The 18020-nt window shown below is 35.5% G+C and carries 16 protein-coding genes; 10 read left to right on the plus strand and 6 right to left on the minus strand.

Annotated features, from left to right (window positions below; genetic code table 11):
- The first annotated feature begins 775 nt into the window (after positions 1 to 775).
- The 6 genes from ACFIKO_RS05255 (at position 776) to ACFIKO_RS05280 (ending at position 5214) form a co-directional block, all read left to right on the plus strand.
- On the plus strand, positions 776 to 1282 hold the full coding sequence (locus ACFIKO_RS05255) for an ATP-binding cassette domain-containing protein (RefSeq protein ID WP_375619898.1): 507 nt from the start codon (positions 776 to 778) through the stop codon (positions 1280 to 1282).
- 30 nt (positions 1283 to 1312) lie between these two features.
- Positions 1313 to 1669, plus strand: a complete 357-nt coding sequence (locus ACFIKO_RS05260) for a hypothetical protein (RefSeq protein WP_375619897.1) — start codon at positions 1313 to 1315, stop codon at positions 1667 to 1669.
- Positions 1644 to 2465: an ABC-2 family transporter protein gene (locus ACFIKO_RS05265; protein ID WP_375673449.1), complete on the plus strand. Its 822-nt coding sequence runs from the start codon at positions 1644 to 1646 to the stop codon at positions 2463 to 2465. Before ACFIKO_RS05260 ends, ACFIKO_RS05265 begins: the two co-directional genes overlap by 26 nt.
- Positions 2449 to 3237: an ABC-2 family transporter protein gene (locus ACFIKO_RS05270; protein WP_375619895.1), complete on the plus strand. Its 789-nt coding sequence runs from the start codon at positions 2449 to 2451 to the stop codon at positions 3235 to 3237. The genes ACFIKO_RS05265 and ACFIKO_RS05270 overlap by 17 nt, the downstream gene beginning before the upstream one ends.
- Positions 3238 to 3964: 727 nt before the next feature.
- Positions 3965 to 4324 (plus strand): hypothetical protein, encoded by a 360-nt coding sequence (locus ACFIKO_RS05275; protein WP_375619916.1) that lies wholly within the window; start codon positions 3965 to 3967, stop codon positions 4322 to 4324.
- Positions 4325 to 4848: 524 nt separating this feature from the next.
- Positions 4849 to 5214 carry a response regulator gene (locus ACFIKO_RS05280; protein WP_015856546.1) on the plus strand — a complete coding sequence of 122 codons (366 nt, stop codon included), beginning with the start codon at positions 4849 to 4851 and terminating at the stop codon, positions 5212 to 5214.
- Positions 5215 to 5523: 309 nt separating this feature from the next.
- Here the strand turns inward: ACFIKO_RS05280 and rpsI are convergent, their stop codons facing one another.
- Entirely contained in the window at positions 5524 to 6009 is a 486-nt protein-coding gene (gene rpsI, locus ACFIKO_RS05285) for a 30S ribosomal protein S9 (RefSeq protein ID WP_375619894.1), read from the minus strand.
- A 2-nt stretch (positions 6010 to 6011) separates the two neighbouring features.
- Positions 6012 to 6476, minus strand: a complete 465-nt coding sequence (gene rplM, locus ACFIKO_RS05290) for a 50S ribosomal protein L13 (RefSeq protein WP_375619893.1) — start codon at positions 6474 to 6476, stop codon at positions 6012 to 6014.
- A gap of 296 nt (positions 6477 to 6772) precedes the next feature.
- On the opposite strand from rplM, the gene recJ reads away from it, so the two are divergent.
- Positions 6773 to 8557: a single-stranded-DNA-specific exonuclease RecJ gene (gene recJ, locus ACFIKO_RS05295; protein WP_375619892.1), complete on the plus strand. Its 1785-nt coding sequence runs from the start codon at positions 6773 to 6775 to the stop codon at positions 8555 to 8557.
- 16 nt (positions 8558 to 8573) lie between these two features.
- Here the strand turns inward: recJ and parE are convergent, their stop codons facing one another.
- From parE to ACFIKO_RS05315, 4 genes are all read right to left on the minus strand, one after another.
- Positions 8574 to 10640, minus strand: coding sequence for a DNA topoisomerase IV subunit B (parE, locus tag ACFIKO_RS05300; protein WP_375619891.1), 2067 nt, complete (start codon positions 10638 to 10640; stop codon positions 8574 to 8576).
- Positions 10641 to 10721: 81 nt separating this feature from the next.
- Positions 10722 to 11459 (minus strand): lipoyl(octanoyl) transferase LipB, encoded by a 738-nt coding sequence (gene lipB / locus ACFIKO_RS05305; RefSeq protein ID WP_375619890.1) that lies wholly within the window; start codon positions 11457 to 11459, stop codon positions 10722 to 10724.
- Positions 11460 to 11575: 116 nt separating this feature from the next.
- Positions 11576 to 12427: a TPM domain-containing protein gene (locus ACFIKO_RS05310; protein ID WP_375673450.1), complete on the minus strand. Its 852-nt coding sequence runs from the start codon at positions 12425 to 12427 to the stop codon at positions 11576 to 11578.
- A complete protein-coding gene (locus tag ACFIKO_RS05315; RefSeq protein ID WP_375673451.1) occupies positions 12427 to 13053 on the minus strand; it encodes a LemA family protein in 627 nt (208 codons plus the stop codon). The genes ACFIKO_RS05310 and ACFIKO_RS05315 overlap by 1 nt, the downstream gene beginning before the upstream one ends.
- 388 nt (positions 13054 to 13441) lie before the next feature.
- Here ACFIKO_RS05315 and ACFIKO_RS05320 point away from each other — a divergent pair, with 388 nt between their 5' ends.
- From ACFIKO_RS05320 to ACFIKO_RS05330, 3 genes are all read left to right on the plus strand, one after another.
- The gene (locus ACFIKO_RS05320; protein ID WP_375673452.1) at positions 13442 to 14254 is read left to right on the plus strand and encodes a class I SAM-dependent methyltransferase; all 813 of its coding nucleotides are present in this window, start codon (positions 13442 to 13444) and stop codon (positions 14252 to 14254) included.
- A gap of 1304 nt (positions 14255 to 15558) precedes the next feature.
- A complete protein-coding gene (gene hutH, locus ACFIKO_RS05325; RefSeq protein WP_375673453.1) occupies positions 15559 to 17097 on the plus strand; it encodes a histidine ammonia-lyase in 1539 nt (512 codons plus the stop codon).
- A 449-nt stretch (positions 17098 to 17546) separates the two neighbouring features.
- The gene (locus ACFIKO_RS05330; RefSeq protein ID WP_375619885.1) at positions 17547 to 17792 is read left to right on the plus strand and encodes a hypothetical protein; all 246 of its coding nucleotides are present in this window, start codon (positions 17547 to 17549) and stop codon (positions 17790 to 17792) included.
- Positions 17793 to 18020: the final 228 nt, after the last annotated feature.

Genomic DNA, 18020 nt, shown 5'->3' on the forward strand with positions numbered 1-18020 from the left:
CTTTTTGATTGATACAAATTTTGTCTATAAATTTGATAAGATGAATAGGGCATTATTTGAAGAAAGTTTTTGATAAGTAAATTGCTATGAGAAAATTATGTTTTTGAGTGATGAAATTTTCGAATATCATAAGTTTTCTTTCTACAGCTCTTTATCCATATAGATTGTATTGTTATTTTTGGATATGGTGTGTTATTTAATAATCTGAGCTGATGAAGCTGCTCCTTTGAATTATCTATAGGGTCATATATTGGGGAGGTGTGTCTGTTGAGAGAGATGAGTTAGATAAAATCTGAAGGATACTTACTAAAATAGGGAAGGCAATTTTAATTTTTTTATGGGAGATAATTGAGGCATTTTATAGTAATGCTTAGGAAAAGTCTTTTCTCAAAGAATTCCTGTTGTCAAGGAAGTTTGTTTTGTTATCAATGTGGTTTGATATGCTTATAGTATAGATTTACGCTTTGTATTTTTGCTTATACAATGAAGGCTTATTAGCAAATTTCTCCTTTCAATGAGCAATTATTTTTCTACTTACTTAGTTTATCCAAAAAATTATCTTTCATAAAAGAAGAAATAAATTTTCAGTATCTTAATGCTTCATTGAAGTGAGCTCATCGCATTGAAAAAATATCTATACAAAAAATTGGATATAAAACGTTAGGTGCGTTTTATTGCTCTAGGGAGAGTTTGAACACTTTTTTTCTAGTGAACAAAACAGATATTTATTATGGGAACATTCAAAGGTGGGATAAGTTGAAATTAGGAGTGACTGATGGGATCATTATTGATTGACGTTAATAACATCTCAAAAATATATCGCAACATAGACAGAGGAACTGGTTTTACAAATAAGGTGGTTTCCCTCTTCAAGCCGGTTTATACAAATCATCATGTGTTAAAAGATATGAGTTTCACCCTCTTTTCAGGGCAATCTCTAGCAATCCTTGGTCCTAACGGAGCGGGTAAATCAACACTGATTAAAATACTTTCTGGTATACAATGTGCTGATGAAGGATATGTTAAAGTCCTTGATGTTGATCCTTATAAAGCGAAGAAAGATTTGTTCAAGTCTTTGGGGGTGGTCTTTGGTCACAAGAATTGTTTGTGGTGGGATTTACCCTTACGCTACAGTCTGGATATGGTTCAGCCATTATATGGTCTTGAACGCGCTTCTTTTACCCGTGATCTTAAAGAGATTGCTGAGTTGCTGGGTCTTGAGCATATTATGGATAAGCCAGTGCGGATGCTTAGTCTGGGTGAAAGAGTGAAAAGTGAATAGGCATTTAATCTCTCCTTTAGGCCTAAACTATTGTTCCTCAATGAACCAAGTATTGGTCTTGATATTACATCGAAGCATGAAATCAGGGAGCTTCTTAAAAAACTGAAAAGGGAGTGCGGCACTGGATATATCATCACAAGTCATGATAGGGGGGATATTGATGGATATGTCGACGATATTATTCTCTTGCATAAGGGAAAGAAACAGTTTCATGGCAATCTTCACGCGCTTAAGAATGTCATTCCTTCTTTGGTGAGAATGACGCTTTTTTGTGAACACTTGGCTGCACCTTCAGCTGTTATAGAAAAAATTGATGAGATTGCATTGAAATTGTCCACTCCCTCCCTCGAAGAGATGCTCCGTGTTAAATTTAAAGAATTTATCTAACAATTGCTTTGGCATGTTTCTTTTTGCCAAGAATGGATTACTCACTATCGTCAATGACAGGGCAATGTTCTTTACTGATTTTGTCATGGGGACTCTTTCGCCATTCGTTATTCAACTCATGTTATGGAACGCACTTTTTTCTGATATGGGCAGCACCATAAACGGTTTTAGCTTTCATGATATGATGTATTATTATGCCTTGGCTTTAATTTTATCACGCTTAAATAATGGTTATGGTTTAATTCAGTCTTTCTCTCAATATGTTAAAGAAGGTAAATTAGAAGTCACTCTCACAAAGCCATTCAGTTACATAACACAAATGCTGTTTACCTTTTTGGGTGAGAGTGTGTTATATGCTACTCCTTTACTTGTGATCTTTATGGTAAAGCTTCTTTTATCTTACGAGAATATTCTGGGATTAATACTCTCTTTTCTGCTCTTTTTTCTCATTCTTGCTCTCTCTCAATTGCTTTTTTTACTCTCTTTCGCAATTTCGTTATTGATTTTCTGGGTGATTGAGTACGGTATTTTGCTCTCTTTTAGTATCCTTAGTTCGGCTCTTCTTGGTGGTGTTCTTTTGCCACCCTCTTTCTGGCCCACGTGGCTTATTCCGCTCATGCAGTTTAACCCTTATCGTTTCATGATCTCTGCTCCTGCTGAGTTTCTTGCAACGCATAATTTGGCGGTTTTCCATCAGTTTATTGTGGGCAGTGTTTTTTATATTTTGTGTCTTCTATTCTTTATTCATGTTGTCTGGAAGAAGGGAATGAAAGCGTATCATGGAGCGGGTGGTTGAGGTGAAGATAATTATTCATTTTATTGGTATGAATATACGCCGGCAGATTGTTTACGGTAAGAATTTGATTGGGGAGTTTCTTCTTTCTCTTTGCTATTATTTTATTCAATTCATATTTATTGATAAAATATCTTCTTTTTCAGGAAAGATCGGTAACTATAGCACAGATGAAATTCATCTTATCTTTGTTGTCTTCGTTTTACTCCGAGTGTTTTTAAGTATTTTTACCAATTCTATTGGAATATTTTTTGAAAAAGTCGCGAGTGGTAAGGTTGAATCATATCTGACAAAGCCTGTTTCAATCTGGGTATTCATGTTGGTTGGCTGGTGCAATCCTCTTCGTCTGATAAATTTATTTGTTCTTTGTGTGAGTGCGTATTTTTTTGTTTCATTACCGGATCTTTCAAGCATTAAGATGGGATGGTTTTCTTTTATCGTTGCAATAGTTTGTGTCTTTATCATCAATATCTGTTTTTGCATGATGTTCAACTTTATAACATTTGTTACTAATCGTAAGATGCCAGTCGAATATTTTCATACAATGGTTTATGAACTTTCATATATCCCCATTGCAATTTATCCCTCAAGCATCGTGAAATGGTTTTTGTTTCTGCTGCCAATGGCTTTTTCTGCTTCTTTGCCCGTTTCACTGTTATTTGGTAAAAATGAATGGAATATTGGATATCTTCTGTTGAGTACTTTTCTTTTTATTGCCATGACTTTCATAAGTTATAAGAAAACAATTCGTAAATTTAATGGATTAGGGGGATGATATAAAAGTCAGAAAGTTATAATCGTGGAAGACAATGAACTTTATTAAAGAACTTTATTAAAATTATTCCGAGTTCTTGTAGAAACGAGAGGCTGTGAAATCGTCAAAATGTGTAATGTCCTTATGGCATTAGATTTGGCGCGTTCACCAAAAGTTATCTCTTATTGTATCTGATTTAGCTTTTTCAATCAAAGAGCTAAGCTGGAGTTTACGCTAATTTTTTTACTGGGACAGCTATTTCTTCTCAATTTATAATAATGCAAAATAATTTTATCAGAATATTTCAATAAAGTATTTTTTTGTTTTCTGTAAATTTTAAAAATATTTATCTTGCTGTACTATACAAAAAATAAAAACAATATGTGTAACTAAAAAACAACACATTAATATTTTTATACTGTAATACTATAATAATATTTATGATAATAAAGCTAAAATTATAATAAAAACAATAAAATAATTCTAATTTAATAAATTTTAGCATTAAATTGTATAATATAAAAACACAAATAAAACAATTGACAAACTTAAGATAAATATGTAACGGATATATTATAAATGTAATATAATATAAAAATAATAATTAAAATAAAATTATTAATTAAAGTTTTGTATTATATTTTTTATTATAAGTATATAAATATACTTTATCGATAGATGATGTAGTGTTTTCTATTTAGAGGGGGTGGTAAAGAAAATTTATTTTATTAAACATTAGGTGGTTATGATGAAAATATTTAAGCATTGTATAGTATGTGTGGTTGCTTTCGCTATTTTCTTTTCACAGGTTTTAGGAGCCAATGCCGGTTCTTTAAATGGTAGATTTCAAAATGCTGGTTTCATTTCTGTAATGACACAGGAAAATAGAGTTATTAAAGCTGTTGATATGATTATTAGCCAATTTGGAGGACAAGGGGCTGGGAAAAATGTCCAAAAAGTTGCGGGTTTAATGGGGATCGAGACAGCGATTTTTGCTTTAATCGCATATTTTGTATATTTCTTTACTAGAAAGCCGCCGAGTCCTAGCAGAGAGACAGGTGGAAGAGCATTCGATGCTCTTGCTTATAGTGCATGGGCTTTGAATTAAAAGTTATTTTACTTGATGAACTTTGAATTATTCTGTTCTTGAATATTTTATATGAATAAACCGTGATATTTAATCACGGTTTATTCATATTTTACTCTTAATGATATTGATATGTTTATTCTTAAGATATTATTTTGGGGATGGCAATATATGGCACATTGAATTTAACTAATCAGCTATTTTAAAGGCTACTTAAATTTTTCCTCTTTAAAATACGTATTTGAGCTAAGTTTGTGGCTGATATTTTTTTATGATGAAAACGCGAATGCATTAATCGAGATATCCATAAACTTTGCAGATCAACTCAAAAAATATACGATAATACAATCTTACGACTATTTGTGGGGTTCATTTTTATGAAATGAAAAAGCATAGTGATGAGTATTACAAATGTTTGCGTAAAAAAATTTTTATTGGAATCTTTTAGTCTCTTTGTGGTTTACAATTTTTTTTATCATTTTATCTTAAGCAAAGAGAATGTAAATTCATTTCTATTTTGTCTAAGAAAGATGGAAGTTATACTAATGTCAAAAAAAGTTATGATCGTGGAAGATAATGAGCTTAATATGAAGCTATTCCGTGATCTCGTAGAAGCGAGTGGCTATGAAACCATTGAAACGCGAAATGGTCTTATGGCATTAGATTTGGCGCGTTCATCAATGCCATCTCTTATTCTTGTGGATATCCAGTTGCCAGAGGTCTCTGGAATAGATGTTATTAAACAATTAAAAGAAGATGAAGAACTAAGATCGATTCCCGTTGTTGCTGTAACAGCTTTTGCTATGAAAGGGGATGAAGAACGAATTCGTGCAAGTGGATGTGAAGAATATATGTCAAAACCTATTTCTGTCCCGCATTTTATCACAATGGTAAAGCATTTCTTGGACTGAAGCTTGTTAAATAATGATAGAAAAAGACATTGAAAACCTTATGAGATAACTAAAGTTATATTGCAGATATTTTTGTATTCTACTAATATGTGGGTAGGTCTATTAGCAAAATATAAGTTTTAAGAGATTGAAACTGAGGTTTTGAATTTTTTGATCTACTTTTTTAGTCCTTGTCTAAGGAGACGGGGTTGTTTTGCATTCTTGTTTTCTTCTAACAGGTGTAAATTTTTCTTTACTAAAAATCTGTTTTAGCAGTTAAAAAAAGCCCCGTTTTTGTCCGAGGCTTTATGTATTGTACAAAAATTGAAATTAACGCTTTGAGAATTGGAAAGAACGACGTGCTTTTGCTTTACCGTATTTTTTACGTTCAACAACACGGCTATCACGGGTAAGAAAACCACCTTTTTTCAAGATTGAACGAAGTTCTGGTTCATAATAGGTTAAAGCTTTGGAAATGCCATGGCGTACTGCACCGGCTTGCCCGGAAAGACCACCACCTGCAACGGTTGCAATAATATCAAATTGGGTCTCTCTGTTTGTTGTAACAATTGGTTGACGAAGAATCATTCTAAGAACAGGACGAGCAAAATATTTATCAAATTCCTTATTGTTGATCGTGATTTTTCCAGAACCTGGTTTAATCCATACGCGCGCAACAGCGTCTTTACGCTTTCCTGTTGCATAAGCACGTCCTTGTGAATCAAGCTTTTGCACGTGGACAGGAACAACATTTTCATGTGTTTCTGTAATACTTGTTACTATGCTAAGCTCAGAAAGAGAATTAATTTCAGCCATAATCAAGCAATCCTTTTGTTTTTGCAGTTTAAAGCACCAACATCAAGAGATTCAGGCTGTTGTGCTTCATGTGGATGTTGGCTTCCAGCGTAAACACGTAGATTCTTCAATTGACGGCGACCAAGGGGACCACGAGGAATCATGCGCTCTACCGCTTTTTCAATAACGCGTTCGGGAAAACGCCCCTCAAGAAGTTGACGTGCTGTACGTTGTTTGATTCCACCAATATAACCGGTATGCCAATAATATTTTTTATCCGTATATTTTTTGCCAGTGAGAGCTATTTTATCTGCATTAATGACAATAACGTTGTCACCATCATCAACATGTGGAGTAAATGTAGCTTTATGTTTGCCACGTAAGCGGTTAGCAACAAATGCGGCAAGACGACCTAAAACAAGGTTTTCTGCGTCAATAATAACCCATTTTTTCACCACTTCAGTTGGCTTTTGTGAAAAAGTTGCCATAGAAGTATCCTTTATAAGAACCCTTTTAATATAAGGGAATTTTTACTGTTTTGCGTTGAAAATTGTTACCATAGCGAAATATTTAACGCATACTACTTGCTCTGATATAATGTCTTTTGATTGACGTCAAGAGAAAATAAAAACTTTATAAAACAATATGTTATAAGAATGGTATTATAATACCCCATTAAAAGAAGTTTGTGGACAATTTAAACTTAAAATGAATGTTGCAAAAGACTATTTTATCTTTACCGCATGATTGTATTTTATCTTTCTTCATTATAAAATAAGCAATAATGCAGTGGTCTCGTTATTTTCTCAATGTTGAATCTTCTGCTTGTGGTCAAGCTTGGTTAGATGCCCTTGGTGTTCAAGGAATAAATAATGCGCGCGCTATTTCTCAAAAATTTGGTTTTCCAGATCAGTTAGCTCGAGTACTTTCAGCAAGAGATGTAGATGAAGCTGAGGCTGTTGCTTTTATTAATCCGACATTACGTACGCTTATGCCTGATCCAGAAAGTTTTAGGGATATGCAATGCGCTGCAGAGCGTATTGTTAAGGCTCTTCTTAATCAAGAACAGGTTGCTGTTTTTGGTGATTATGATGTTGATGGTGCTTGTTCTTCGGCACTCATAGCGCGTTTTTTTCGTTATTTTGGTATTGAAGTCAAAATTTATATTCCTGATCGTATTGTTGAAGGCTATGGTCCGAATGAACAAGCAATGAGGATGCTTGTGCAAGAAGGTGCTCGGTTAATTATCACTGTTGATTGTGGCGCAAACAGTCCAGATGCGGTAAAAGCAGCGAGGCTTGCTGGTGCTGATGTTGTGATTTTAGATCATCATCAAATGTCAGAGATCCATCAAGAAGCTGTTGCTCTTGTTAATCCTAATCGCCCTGATGATTTTTCTAAACAGGGGCATTTATGTGCAGCGGGCGTTGTTTTTGTTACGTTAGCTTGGGTTCATCATTTGCTGCGGAAAAAACAATTCCAAGGGCAGCTACCTGATCTTTTAAGTATGCTTGATCTTGTTGCATTGGCAACCATATGTGATGTCGTTCCATTACAGGGGGTTAACCGTGCTTTTGTGATAAAAGGGCTTCAAGTTGCTCGTTCTATGCATAATCCAGGAATAACAGCTTTAACAAAGGTTGCACGAATAGGGGAGCCGCTTAATAGTTTTCATTTAGGTTTTTTGTTAGGTCCTAGAATTAATGCAGGAGGGCGCATTGGTGATCAAGCTTTGGGAGCACGTTTGCTTAGCTGTGAGAATAAAGATGAAGCGGACAGAATAGCAGAACAATTAGATCGGCTTAATAAAGAACGCCAAGAAATGGAGAACATTCAATTAGCACAAGCGGAATCTTACATTGCTTCTCTTTATCAAGATCAAGAAATACCCTTGTCCCTTGTAATTTCTCATAAAGAATGGCATCCGGGAATTATTGGTATTCTTGCTTCCCGTCTCAAAGAGCGTTTTTTTTGTCCTGTTTTTGCTATTGCTTTGAAAGAAGATGGAAATGGCGTAGGGTCGGGACGTTCAATTAATGGTATAGATTTAGGAGCACTCGTCCGTGAAGCTGTTACATTAAATTTATTAGAAAAAGGAGGGGGACATAGTATGGCAGCAGGAATTACAATTCAATCAACAAAAATTGAAATCTTTCGAAAATGGCTAGAAGAAAAAGTTTCTTTAAGGGTCTCACAGTTGCATGCTAAAAAGTCTCTTAGTATAGATGGTTCTCTTTCTGCTTCTGGTGTTAATGAAGCGCTGTTTGAGTTGCTTGAAAAAGCAGGGCCATTTGGGACAGGGAATGCAACACCTGTTTTTGTTCTTCCCTCTCATCGATTGGTGAATCTATCTGAAGTTGGTAAAGGACATCTTCGCCTCATTGTATCTAATGTTGAAGGAAAAAAACTGCAAGGAATAGCTTTTCGTGCTGTAGGGACATCGCTTGGTGATTTTCTTTTTGAAAATATTGGTGAAATGATTCATTTAGCTGGTCATCTTAGTTTGAATTATTGGAATGGAACGACCAATCCGCAACTGCGCGTGATTGACGCAGCCGCAGTGGTTTGAAAGGGATATTTTTACATTAGATGTCTAGATTAGAAGCAAAAGTAGAATTTTCTTGTATGAAACGAAATCGTGCTTCTGGTTTTGTTCCCATGAGACTTTCTACAGTCTTTTTCGTTTCTTGCATTTCCACGGCATTAATAGAAACACGAAGCAATGTACGTTTTTGAGGATGCATAGTCGTTTCTTTAAGTTGTTCAGCGCGCATTTCACCCAGCCCTTTAAAACGCCCGATTTCGATTTTAGCTTTTCCAGTAAATTCAGTTTTGAGCAATTCATCCTTATGAATGTCGTCACGAGCATAAGCAACTTTTCCTCCTTGCGATATTCTATAAAGGGGAGGGACGGCGAGATATAAATGTCCCTGATGAATAAGGTCAGGCATTTCTTGAAAAAAGAAGGTAATGAGCAGTGACGCAATATGGGCACCATCAACATCAGCATCTGTCATGATGATAATACGTTCATATCTGAGATCTTTTTCACGATACTTGGAGCGTGTTCCACATCCAAGAGCAAGGATAAGATCGCTAATTGTTTGGCTTGAGTTCATTTTTTCATGTGCAGCACTGGCGACATTTAAGATTTTACCACGAAGAGGTAAAATTGCTTGGTTTGCTCTATTTCTTGCTTGTTTAGCAGATCCTCCTGCAGAATCTCCTTCAACAATGAATAGTTCAGCACCCACAGCATGGTTCTGACTACAATCTGCAAGTTTACCGGGCAGACGTAATTTACGGACAGCAGTTTTTCGACTTATTTCTCTATCTTGGCGTCGTTTAACACGTTCTTCAGCACGTTCAATAACCCAATCGAGAAGTTTTGTTGCTTCTTGCGGGGAGTTTGCTAACCAATGATCAAAAGGATCGCGGATTGCATTCTCAACGATACGCTGTGCTTCAATAGTTGCTAATCGATCTTTTGTTTGTCCAACAAATTCAGGGTTACTGATAAAGACTGAAAGTATTGCGGCTGTTGAAATCATAATATCGTCAGACGTAATAATTGCGGCGCGTTTGTTTCCTATTAACTCAGCATAGGATTTCAATCCACGCAAAAGAGCTTGACGTAATCCTATTTCGTGTGTTCCGCCTTCTCCTGTAGGAATCGTATTGCAATAAGATTGCACACAAGAATCACCACCATGCCAAGCGATCGCCCATTCAACGGAGCCATGGCCATTATTTTGTTGTGTTTTGCCAGAAAAAATTTCTGACGTTACTCTATATTCATCTTTTAGTGACGAGAGTAAATAGTCTTTAAGCCCATTGGGAAAATGAAAAACAGCTTTTTCAGGAATATTTTTTGCGCTTTCAAGTATGACGGGATCACAAGTCCAGCGAATTTTTACGCCACCAAAAAGATAGGCTTTGGAGCATGCCATCTTATAGATTTTTTCTGGATCAAAAGCTGCTTTTTCACCAAAAATTTCACGATCAGGATGAAAGCGAACGCGCGTACCACGACGATTATAAACATCTCCCAGATCTTCCAATCCAGATTGAGGAATACCGCGTGAGAAACGTTGGCGGTAAAGTTTTCGTTCTCGTGCAACTTCAACTTCCATATCATCAGAAAGAGCATTGACGACAGAAATTCCTACTCCATGAAGTCCCCCCGCAGTTTGATAAGCCTTTCCATCAAATTTTCCTCCTGAGTGGAGTTGTGTCATAATAACTTCAAGAGTAGATTTCTCAGGCATTTGAGGATGATTTTCGACAGGAATACCGCGTCCATTATCTGTAACGGTTATATAACCGCTCCTATCTAATGAGACTTCAATAAAATCTGCATAACCCGCAACAGCTTCATCCATCGCGTTATCAATAATTTCGGCAAATAAATGATGGAGCGCTTTACTGTCTGTTCCACCAATATACATTCCAGGGCGTAAACGTACGGGCTCTAAACCCTCAAGCACTCGAATAGAGAGGGCATTATAGTCGTCTTCTTGCGTATTTTTTGCACTTTTTTTTGAAATCATCGCTTTTGATTTCATTGGAGACTGCAGAGTGTTTTCTTTTGTATTTACCCGAGATTGGGCTTTATTTAAAACACTAAAAAGATCCTTTTTGTTATCGCTCATAGCGGTTAACTATCTACCTCATAAAATAAAATATTTATTAAAGTAATTTTATGCCTGTTTTTTATTTAAAAATCAATGCACTTAGGAAACATCAATTGTTGGACCGAAAATTTGTTCAAAAGCGTGTTTGAGAGCAATATCAATATCATGCATTGTTACAGAGTAACCTAGATCAAGAAAGCTTGTTACACCGTGGTTTGTAATTCCACAAGGAACAATTCCTGAATAATGGGCTAAATTAGGATTAACATTGATAGAAACTCCATGAAAACTTATCCATTTGCGCACTCGAATGCCAATAGCTGCAATTTTATCTTCGGAAGAAAGATCATTTTGTTTTGATGGGCAATGAGACTGTTTAACCCAGACACCAACGCGATCTTCTCTGCGTTCACCTTTAATATTAAAGTTTGCAAGCATCTGTATGATCCATTCTTCTAATGCACTAATGAAAGCACGGATGTCTTGTTTTCGGCGTTTAAGATCAAGCATGATATAAGCAATACGCTGTCCTGGACCGTGATATGTAAATTCACCTCCACGTCCTGCTTCATAAACAGGAAATAAATTAGGCGCCAAAAGATCTTTTTTATTTGCACTCGTCCCTGCTGTATAAAGGGAAGGGTGTTCAAGAAGCCAAACTTGTTCATGCGCGGTTTTTGCAAGAATTTTTTCTACACGTTCTTGCATATAACGCAGAGCTTCAGGATACTCAACTAGATGATTACTTATCTTCCATTCAACGGGTGGATTTCCTAAAATTGCATTAAAATGATGTGATAAGCGATTACGATCTGTATGTTTTAATTCAAATGTCATTGGTAATATTTATCTTGATGTTTGAGTTTGTATTATAATCAGAAAAATAAAAAAGAATTAAGAGATAGTTCATAAGAAGTGCAATGAATTTTATTAAAAAAATCGTTATGCTCGTTTTACCATCTTCCTGTTGCACCGCCACCACCTGATGATCCACCACCACCTCTGAATCCTCCTCCCCCTGAATGTCCACCAAAGATTCCACCAGAACCTCTACCGCTCGCATTTAAGTTTAAAAACCAAGGTGTGAAGACAATACCTAGCCAAAGATACTTTCGTGGACCTATTTTTTTACCAAAAATCATAGCAAGAATGGGCAAACCAATGACTATAAAGAGAATGAGAAAGATGGTTGTATTTATAATCATTTCTTCTTTTTCAGCTTGTTTGCGTTGTTCTTCAACAGCTTTAGCTTTTTGATTGATTCGAAAAGAAAAATCAGCATCACTTTGTGTGATAACTTTGATAATTGCGTGAACGGATTCGACAATTCCTTTTTGATAATTTCCTTCACGAAAATTAGGAATCATGAAGCTATTAATAATGACAGAGGAAATGGCATCTGTTAGTTCTCCCTCCAGACCGTAGCCTACCTCAATACGTGCTTTGCGTTCATTTGGTGCAATAACGATTAATATGCCGTTATTGATTTGTTTTTGGCCTAATCTCCATGTACGAAAAAGAGAATTGCTGTATGTTTCTATATCATTGCCCGAAAGAGTAGGGAGCGTCACAAGAACGATTTGATCTCCTGTTTTCTTTTCCAGTGTAGTTAGCTTTTCCGTTAAATTTCTTTGTGTTGCATGATCAAGTAAATGAGCCATATCGTTGATATAGCCGGTTAAAGGAGGAAACTTAGTGTGTGCGTAAGTGACATTCCCCAATGCAATGATCAAATATAGAATACTCAAAGGAACCCATAAACGTAGAAAAGTACGACGTTGTATAGAGTGTTGAAATATTTTCATTAATTAAAATTAACCTTTGGTGTTTGTTGGCTATCAGTATCGATGGTAAAAGTAGGTATAGGCTTAGCATCACGAAACCATAGCTTTGCCCAAATCATCGTCGGCATTGTTTTGAGTGCAGTATTGTAGGCACGTACTGTTTCAATATAATCGCGGCGCGCAACGGAAATCCGGTTTTCTGTTCCTTCTAATTGTGATTGAAGAGCAAGAAAGTTCTGGTTTGCTTTAAGATCCGGATAGTTTTCGACAACAGCCATAAGCCGTGAAAGGGCACTTGATAAATTTTCTTGATTTTTGAGATATTGCTGCATAACTTCTGGATTATTCAACATATCTGCATTAATGTTGACTTGCGTTGCTTTGGCACGTGCCTCAATTACATTTGTGAAAACGCTTTGTTCATGAGCTGCGTAAGCTTTAACTGTTTCTACAAGATTGGGGATGAGATCTGTACGACGTTGATATTGATTGAGCACTTCACTCCATGCTGCATGTGCTTTTTCTTCATTTGTTGGTATCGTATTAAATCCGCACCCACTTAAAAATGGGACTAACCATGCCAAAAAAATCACGATTGGAAATTGTTTTAATATTTTAAACATTGAAGAAGTTTGTACATTTAACATAAAGATGTCTCCACAGATATTTTATGTATTATATAGGGTTTATCTTCTTTGTGGAAAGTATTTTGAATTTTATAAACAGGTATATTTATCAACAAATCGACAACTCTATGCGTTTTAGGCACGCTTAAGTGATTTGTTGATATTAAAATAATAATGGTTATATAGATGTCATCTTATAAAAGATCAATAATATTCATATCAATTATTATTACAGAAAATTATATTATTTTTGTAGTATTTTTTGTGGTTCACAACGTGCAGATAATAATTGGAAACGGGAAAAATTTAAGCATCAATCTTATGGAAAGATAGACGGTAAGGGCAGTTCTTATTTTCCCTCCTTTAGAAGTTATTCTTAGTACATCGGATAAAAAAGGGTTTTTTAATTATGTATGGTAGTAATTGTGAAAGAGGGGAAAATCCTGTGATAGAAAGTGTTCAACGGCAAAGTGAAAAGTTTGATGGATTGGCTAATGATTATGATCGTTATCGTCCTCGTTATCCTCTCACTTTATTTAAAACCATGCTCCATCCTTTTAAGAACAAAAAGCATTTGTCCATTGTGGATGTGGGAGCTGGGACAGGTATCGCATTAGAGGGAATTGTTAAATTTTTAGGAAATGAGCACCAATATCATGCTATCGATGTATCGGCAGATATGATTAAGAAGGGGCGAAGAAAATTTCCTACGGTGCAGTGGTATCAGGGCCGTGCAGAAGACCTATTGCCTCAAATTGGTGAGGTCGATCTTGTCATTGCAGCACAAGCGTTTCAGTGGATGGATCGTCCTAAGTTGCTTTGTTCTGTTTCAGATCAACTTCGAGTCAATGGTGTCATGGCTGTTATTCAAAATAATCGCGATTTCAAGCATAGCGAATTTCTAGAGGCTTATGAGACATTGTTAGAGAAAATGAGTTCGAACTATTCTCGGTATTATCGTAAATTTGATTTTTTACAGGAAATGAGTGATGGCTTTGGGGTAGATCCAGAAAAGATTTTTTTCCATACGCACAATTGGACGATGATGATCCCATCTGAATCTTTTATTGGAATGAGCCGCTCTTCAACGCAAGCGCAACGCGCTATTGCTTGCTATGGGCAAGAATATTTGCGGCAATTGGTTACATTGATAAAGAAATATGAAGTGCAAGGTAATTTGGAGCTTTTGTATCGAAGTGAGCTCTATATGTATGCAGGATAATCTGATATCGATGATTGCTTTTGCTCTTTTAGCACATCAGAGTAGGCGTTTTTCAGGAGATTAACGCATTATTAAGGCAGATTTTGAGGAGGGAGAGTTTTTTCTTCTTCAGCATTCAAATTGACATCTTATTTTCATTGTTCACTTGATATGAGAGAGTTTAAATAGAAAATTTATGAACTGCATTATAGCATCGGAGCGCTTTCTTTACTGTAGTTTAACAACAGATTATTTTATAAAAGGGGAAGAGGTAGATTGAATAGAAATATTTGATAATTCTTTGTTTTTACGATTATTTTTTATTATTAAATGAGAGTTCTTAAATTTTAACAAAACTAACTGAAAAAATACAAAATTATCATAATCAGAAATTTGCAGTAAAAAGGGTAATGACTTGGAAGAACCTTTAAAAAACAACTACTTTTGAAATTATCCCTAAATTCATATTCAATATAGCAAAAAAGTAAAATATAAATATGTTATATGAAGCATTTCTCTTTTTTAAAGATATAATATAAAAACAATATGTTAATTAAATTTTTTGATATAAGAAAACTTCTTTTATTTTTATTTTAAATAACGGGTTAGATCGAGTCTTGTGTGGTTTTATTGAAGATGTGCTTTTCAGGTTTCAATCTGGCGCTTTAAATACAATTTTAGAAGTGGCAAATAAGCTTAATTTCTTCTATGTTGTGATGGATTAAATAAGTTTTTTAATTTTCTATAGAGTTAAATTTTTGCAATCATGATAGATTGTGGCAGCTATCTATCTAAGATTTTTATAAGTTTAGTAGGAATAGCTTAATGATAAATTCATTGAGTCCTCCATCTTTACGCTTCATACACAAGAACAAGTCTGCATCATCACACACTTTGTTATTTCCCAATGTTGCGACAGCCCTTGAGACGGTTCATAAGAGGAGTTTTTAGTCCTTTTTTTACAGTTTTATCCATATGTCAATCTCGCTTATGATGTGCAAGCGAATGTTTTTGATTGATTCAACATACACAGATTTAGAATGGGAGAATCTTAAGATGTTCGGCTCTCTCATTCAATGTAAATAATTTTAGATTATGATTATAAATTAATGCGTTATCTATTTTTGAAATCCATGACTTTGGTTGTGCTTGTCAATATTTCATTTTCATTTATCGTCAACTATTCTACTTTTGGATAATGACCCCATCGTAAGGAATGCCTTTAAGAAAGCATTCTCGTTTTAAAGAGTCGTTATAGTTTTTTTGTTTTATAGAAGGATCAATAATGCTAAACATTACACTTTGATTAAAAAAGAAAGTAAATTATGACTATTATACTAAAACCGAGCGAGGTGACGCTTAGTGAACTTGAAGCTATTTATTTTAATGGTGAAGTGAGTAAACTTCATAATGACACGCATTTAGCTATCGAGAAAGGGGCTCAGCGCATTGCTGAAATTGCTGCTGGAAGTAAGCCTGTGTACGGTATTAATACTGGTTTTGGGAAGTTGGCTTCCATTAAAATTGATGCGGACGATGTCGCTGTTTTACAGAGAAATCTTATTTTGTCCCATTGTTGTGGGGTAGGAGAGCCTTTAGCTGAAAATATTGTGCGTTTGATAATGAGCTTAAAGCTTATCTCTTTAGGAAGAGGGGCTTCAGGAGTTCGTCTAGAATTGGTAAATTTGCTGGAAAATATGCTTGCAAAGGGCGTCATTCCTGTCATCCCTGAAAAAGGGTCTGTTGGTGCTTCAGGTGATCTAGCTCCACTTGCTCACATGGCGGCTGTTATGATGGGAGAAGGAGAAGCATTTTTTCAAAATATTCGTATGAGTGGAGCGGTTGCATTAGAGAAAGCGGGATTGTCACCTATTATTTTAGAGGCAAAGGAAGGTCTAGCTCTTATTAATGGGACTCAAACATCAACAGCTCTTGCACTTGCCGGCCTTTTTCGAGCTTACCGGGCATTGTGTGGTGGATTGCTGGCAGGGGCTTTGACGACAGATGCCATCATGGGATCAACGGCGCCATTTCATCCTGATATCCATATTTTACGAGGACATTATGGGCAGATTGCTGTATCGAAAACATTAGAAAGGCTTGTAGAGGATTCAGAAATTCGTGCAGCACACTTACGTGGTGATGAGCGTGTACAAGATCCTTATTGTATACGTTGCCAGCCACAGGTCATGGGGGCATGTTTGGATATTTTGCTAGCAGCAGCAAAAACACTGATTATTGAAGCAAATGCTGTTACAGATAATCCATTGATTTTAAGGAATGGTGAAGTTGTATCAGGTGGGAATTTTCATGCTGAGCCTGTAGCGTTTGCTGCTGATCAGATTGCTCTTGCTTTATGTGAAATAGGATCTATTTCTCAACGGCGTATTGCTTTGATGGTTGATCCAGCAGTTTCTTATGGACTTCCAGCTTTTTTAGCGCATAATGCAGGTCTTAATTCAGGTTTTATGATTGCTGAAGTAACAGCAGCAGCTTTAATGTCTGAAAATAAGCAAATGGCCCATCCTGCTTCCGTTGATTCAACACCAACTTCAGCTAATCAAGAAGATCATGTTTCAATGGCTTGCCATGGAGCTCGTCGGTTATTGGTAATGAGCGAAAATCTTTTTACACTTATTGGCATTGAAACGCTTGTTTCAGCACAAGGAATTGAATATCGTGCACCTTTAAAAACAAGTGCTTTTTTGCAATCTGTTATAGAATGTTTGCGCAAAAATGTTGCTTCTCTTAAGGAAGATCGCTATCTGGCTCCAGATCTTCATCAAGCGCATATACTTGTGCGTGAAGGGCACTTATTATCTGTTTTACCAGAAACAATTTTTCCTTCACTAGAACCTAAATAATATTTATTTTTGAGTTTAAAAGAGAAGGAGAGAGCTAATTATAAGATTTCTTTATACAAAAATTGGAGATATGATGAATATATCTTTATAATAATTAATAAATATTTTTCCATTTATTGGCTGTTATGTATTGTGTTTACTCACAATTATCTCTTTAATACGCTTATCTTATCTTATCTTGTCTTGTGATATAAAATATTTTAGATAAGTTTATGAATGGGCATACTATATTTATTATTACTCACTAAAATTAATATTTTTATTGAGCATTTCTCTTTTTAAAAGATAGTTTATAATTTTTGTGCTTTTAAATCACGAGAAAGAGGAAATAAATATCTAAAAATCGTCTATTATGTATTTTAATGACAATTATTGTTTGTTTTTCGCAAATTGTGGAGGCTTACGCGAATTTTTGGAGAGGAAGGTCTCTAGAGGGGAGGTGTTGCTATATGGGCACAGGAGAAAGATATTTTTGTCCAGGTAACAAGGGGAGTGATCATGAATGTTTCATAGGTCAAAGAAGTGAAAACAATAGTCGCTCTCTTTTTGGACCAAAGGTTGAAAAGATGATATTTGCCGCAGTTGCTCTTTTGCTTGGAAAGCTTGTATTTAAAGCGGCTGGAGTTTTTAAAAGATGGGCTGGGGCTAAAATTTCTCACGCCTTTGAGGAATGGCGAGGTTCGTATTATCATTGATTAAGCTATATCAATTGGTTAAAAAAATGAGTGCACGTGGTGTTGAATGCAATTTATGATGATGTGACAAGCTAAAAAGTATAGAAAGTTTATACGGTATTAATGGAAAGTTTAACGCATGTTCCTCTTGAATATGATGATATCAATTTAAGTTTTTTATTTATAGCCTTGAAAAACACATATGATGAATGAAAGCATATGCCCCTCATGCAAAACAGTGTTGTTTTT

The sequence above is a fragment of the Bartonella sp. TS82HLJMH genome, assembly GCF_042193495.1.
Lineage (GTDB): Bacteria > Pseudomonadota > Alphaproteobacteria > Rhizobiales > Rhizobiaceae > Bartonella > Bartonella grahamii.

Excerpts from the sequence above, each read along its gene's own strand:
- ACFIKO_RS05255 (WP_375619898.1), top strand. The coding sequence starts at position 776 with ATGGGATCATTATTGATTGACGTTAATAACATCTCAAAAATATATCGC.
- ACFIKO_RS05270 (WP_375619895.1), top strand. The coding sequence starts at position 2,449 with ATGGAGCGGGTGGTTGAGGTGAAGATAATTATTCATTTTATTGGTATG.
- ACFIKO_RS05275 (WP_375619916.1), top strand. The coding sequence starts at position 3,965 with ATGAAAATATTTAAGCATTGTATAGTATGTGTGGTTGCTTTCGCTATT.
- ACFIKO_RS05280 (WP_015856546.1), top strand. The coding sequence starts at position 4,849 with ATGTCAAAAAAAGTTATGATCGTGGAAGATAATGAGCTTAATATGAAG.
- rpsI (WP_375619894.1), bottom strand. The coding sequence starts at position 6,009 with ATGGCTGAAATTAATTCTCTTTCTGAGCTTAGCATAGTAACAAGTATT.
- rplM (WP_375619893.1), bottom strand. The coding sequence starts at position 6,476 with ATGGCAACTTTTTCACAAAAGCCAACTGAAGTGGTGAAAAAATGGGTT.
- recJ (WP_375619892.1), top strand. The coding sequence starts at position 6,773 with ATGCAGTGGTCTCGTTATTTTCTCAATGTTGAATCTTCTGCTTGTGGT.
- parE (WP_375619891.1), bottom strand. The coding sequence starts at position 10,640 with ATGAGCGATAACAAAAAGGATCTTTTTAGTGTTTTAAATAAAGCCCAA.
- lipB (WP_375619890.1), bottom strand. The coding sequence starts at position 11,459 with ATGACATTTGAATTAAAACATACAGATCGTAATCGCTTATCACATCAT.
- ACFIKO_RS05310 (WP_375673450.1), bottom strand. The coding sequence starts at position 12,427 with ATGAAAATATTTCAACACTCTATACAACGTCGTACTTTTCTACGTTTA.
- ACFIKO_RS05315 (WP_375673451.1), bottom strand. The coding sequence starts at position 13,053 with ATGTTAAATGTACAAACTTCTTCAATGTTTAAAATATTAAAACAATTT.
- ACFIKO_RS05320 (WP_375673452.1), top strand. The coding sequence starts at position 13,442 with ATGTATGGTAGTAATTGTGAAAGAGGGGAAAATCCTGTGATAGAAAGT.
- hutH (WP_375673453.1), top strand. The coding sequence starts at position 15,559 with ATGACTATTATACTAAAACCGAGCGAGGTGACGCTTAGTGAACTTGAA.
- ACFIKO_RS05330 (WP_375619885.1), top strand. The coding sequence starts at position 17,547 with ATGGGCACAGGAGAAAGATATTTTTGTCCAGGTAACAAGGGGAGTGAT.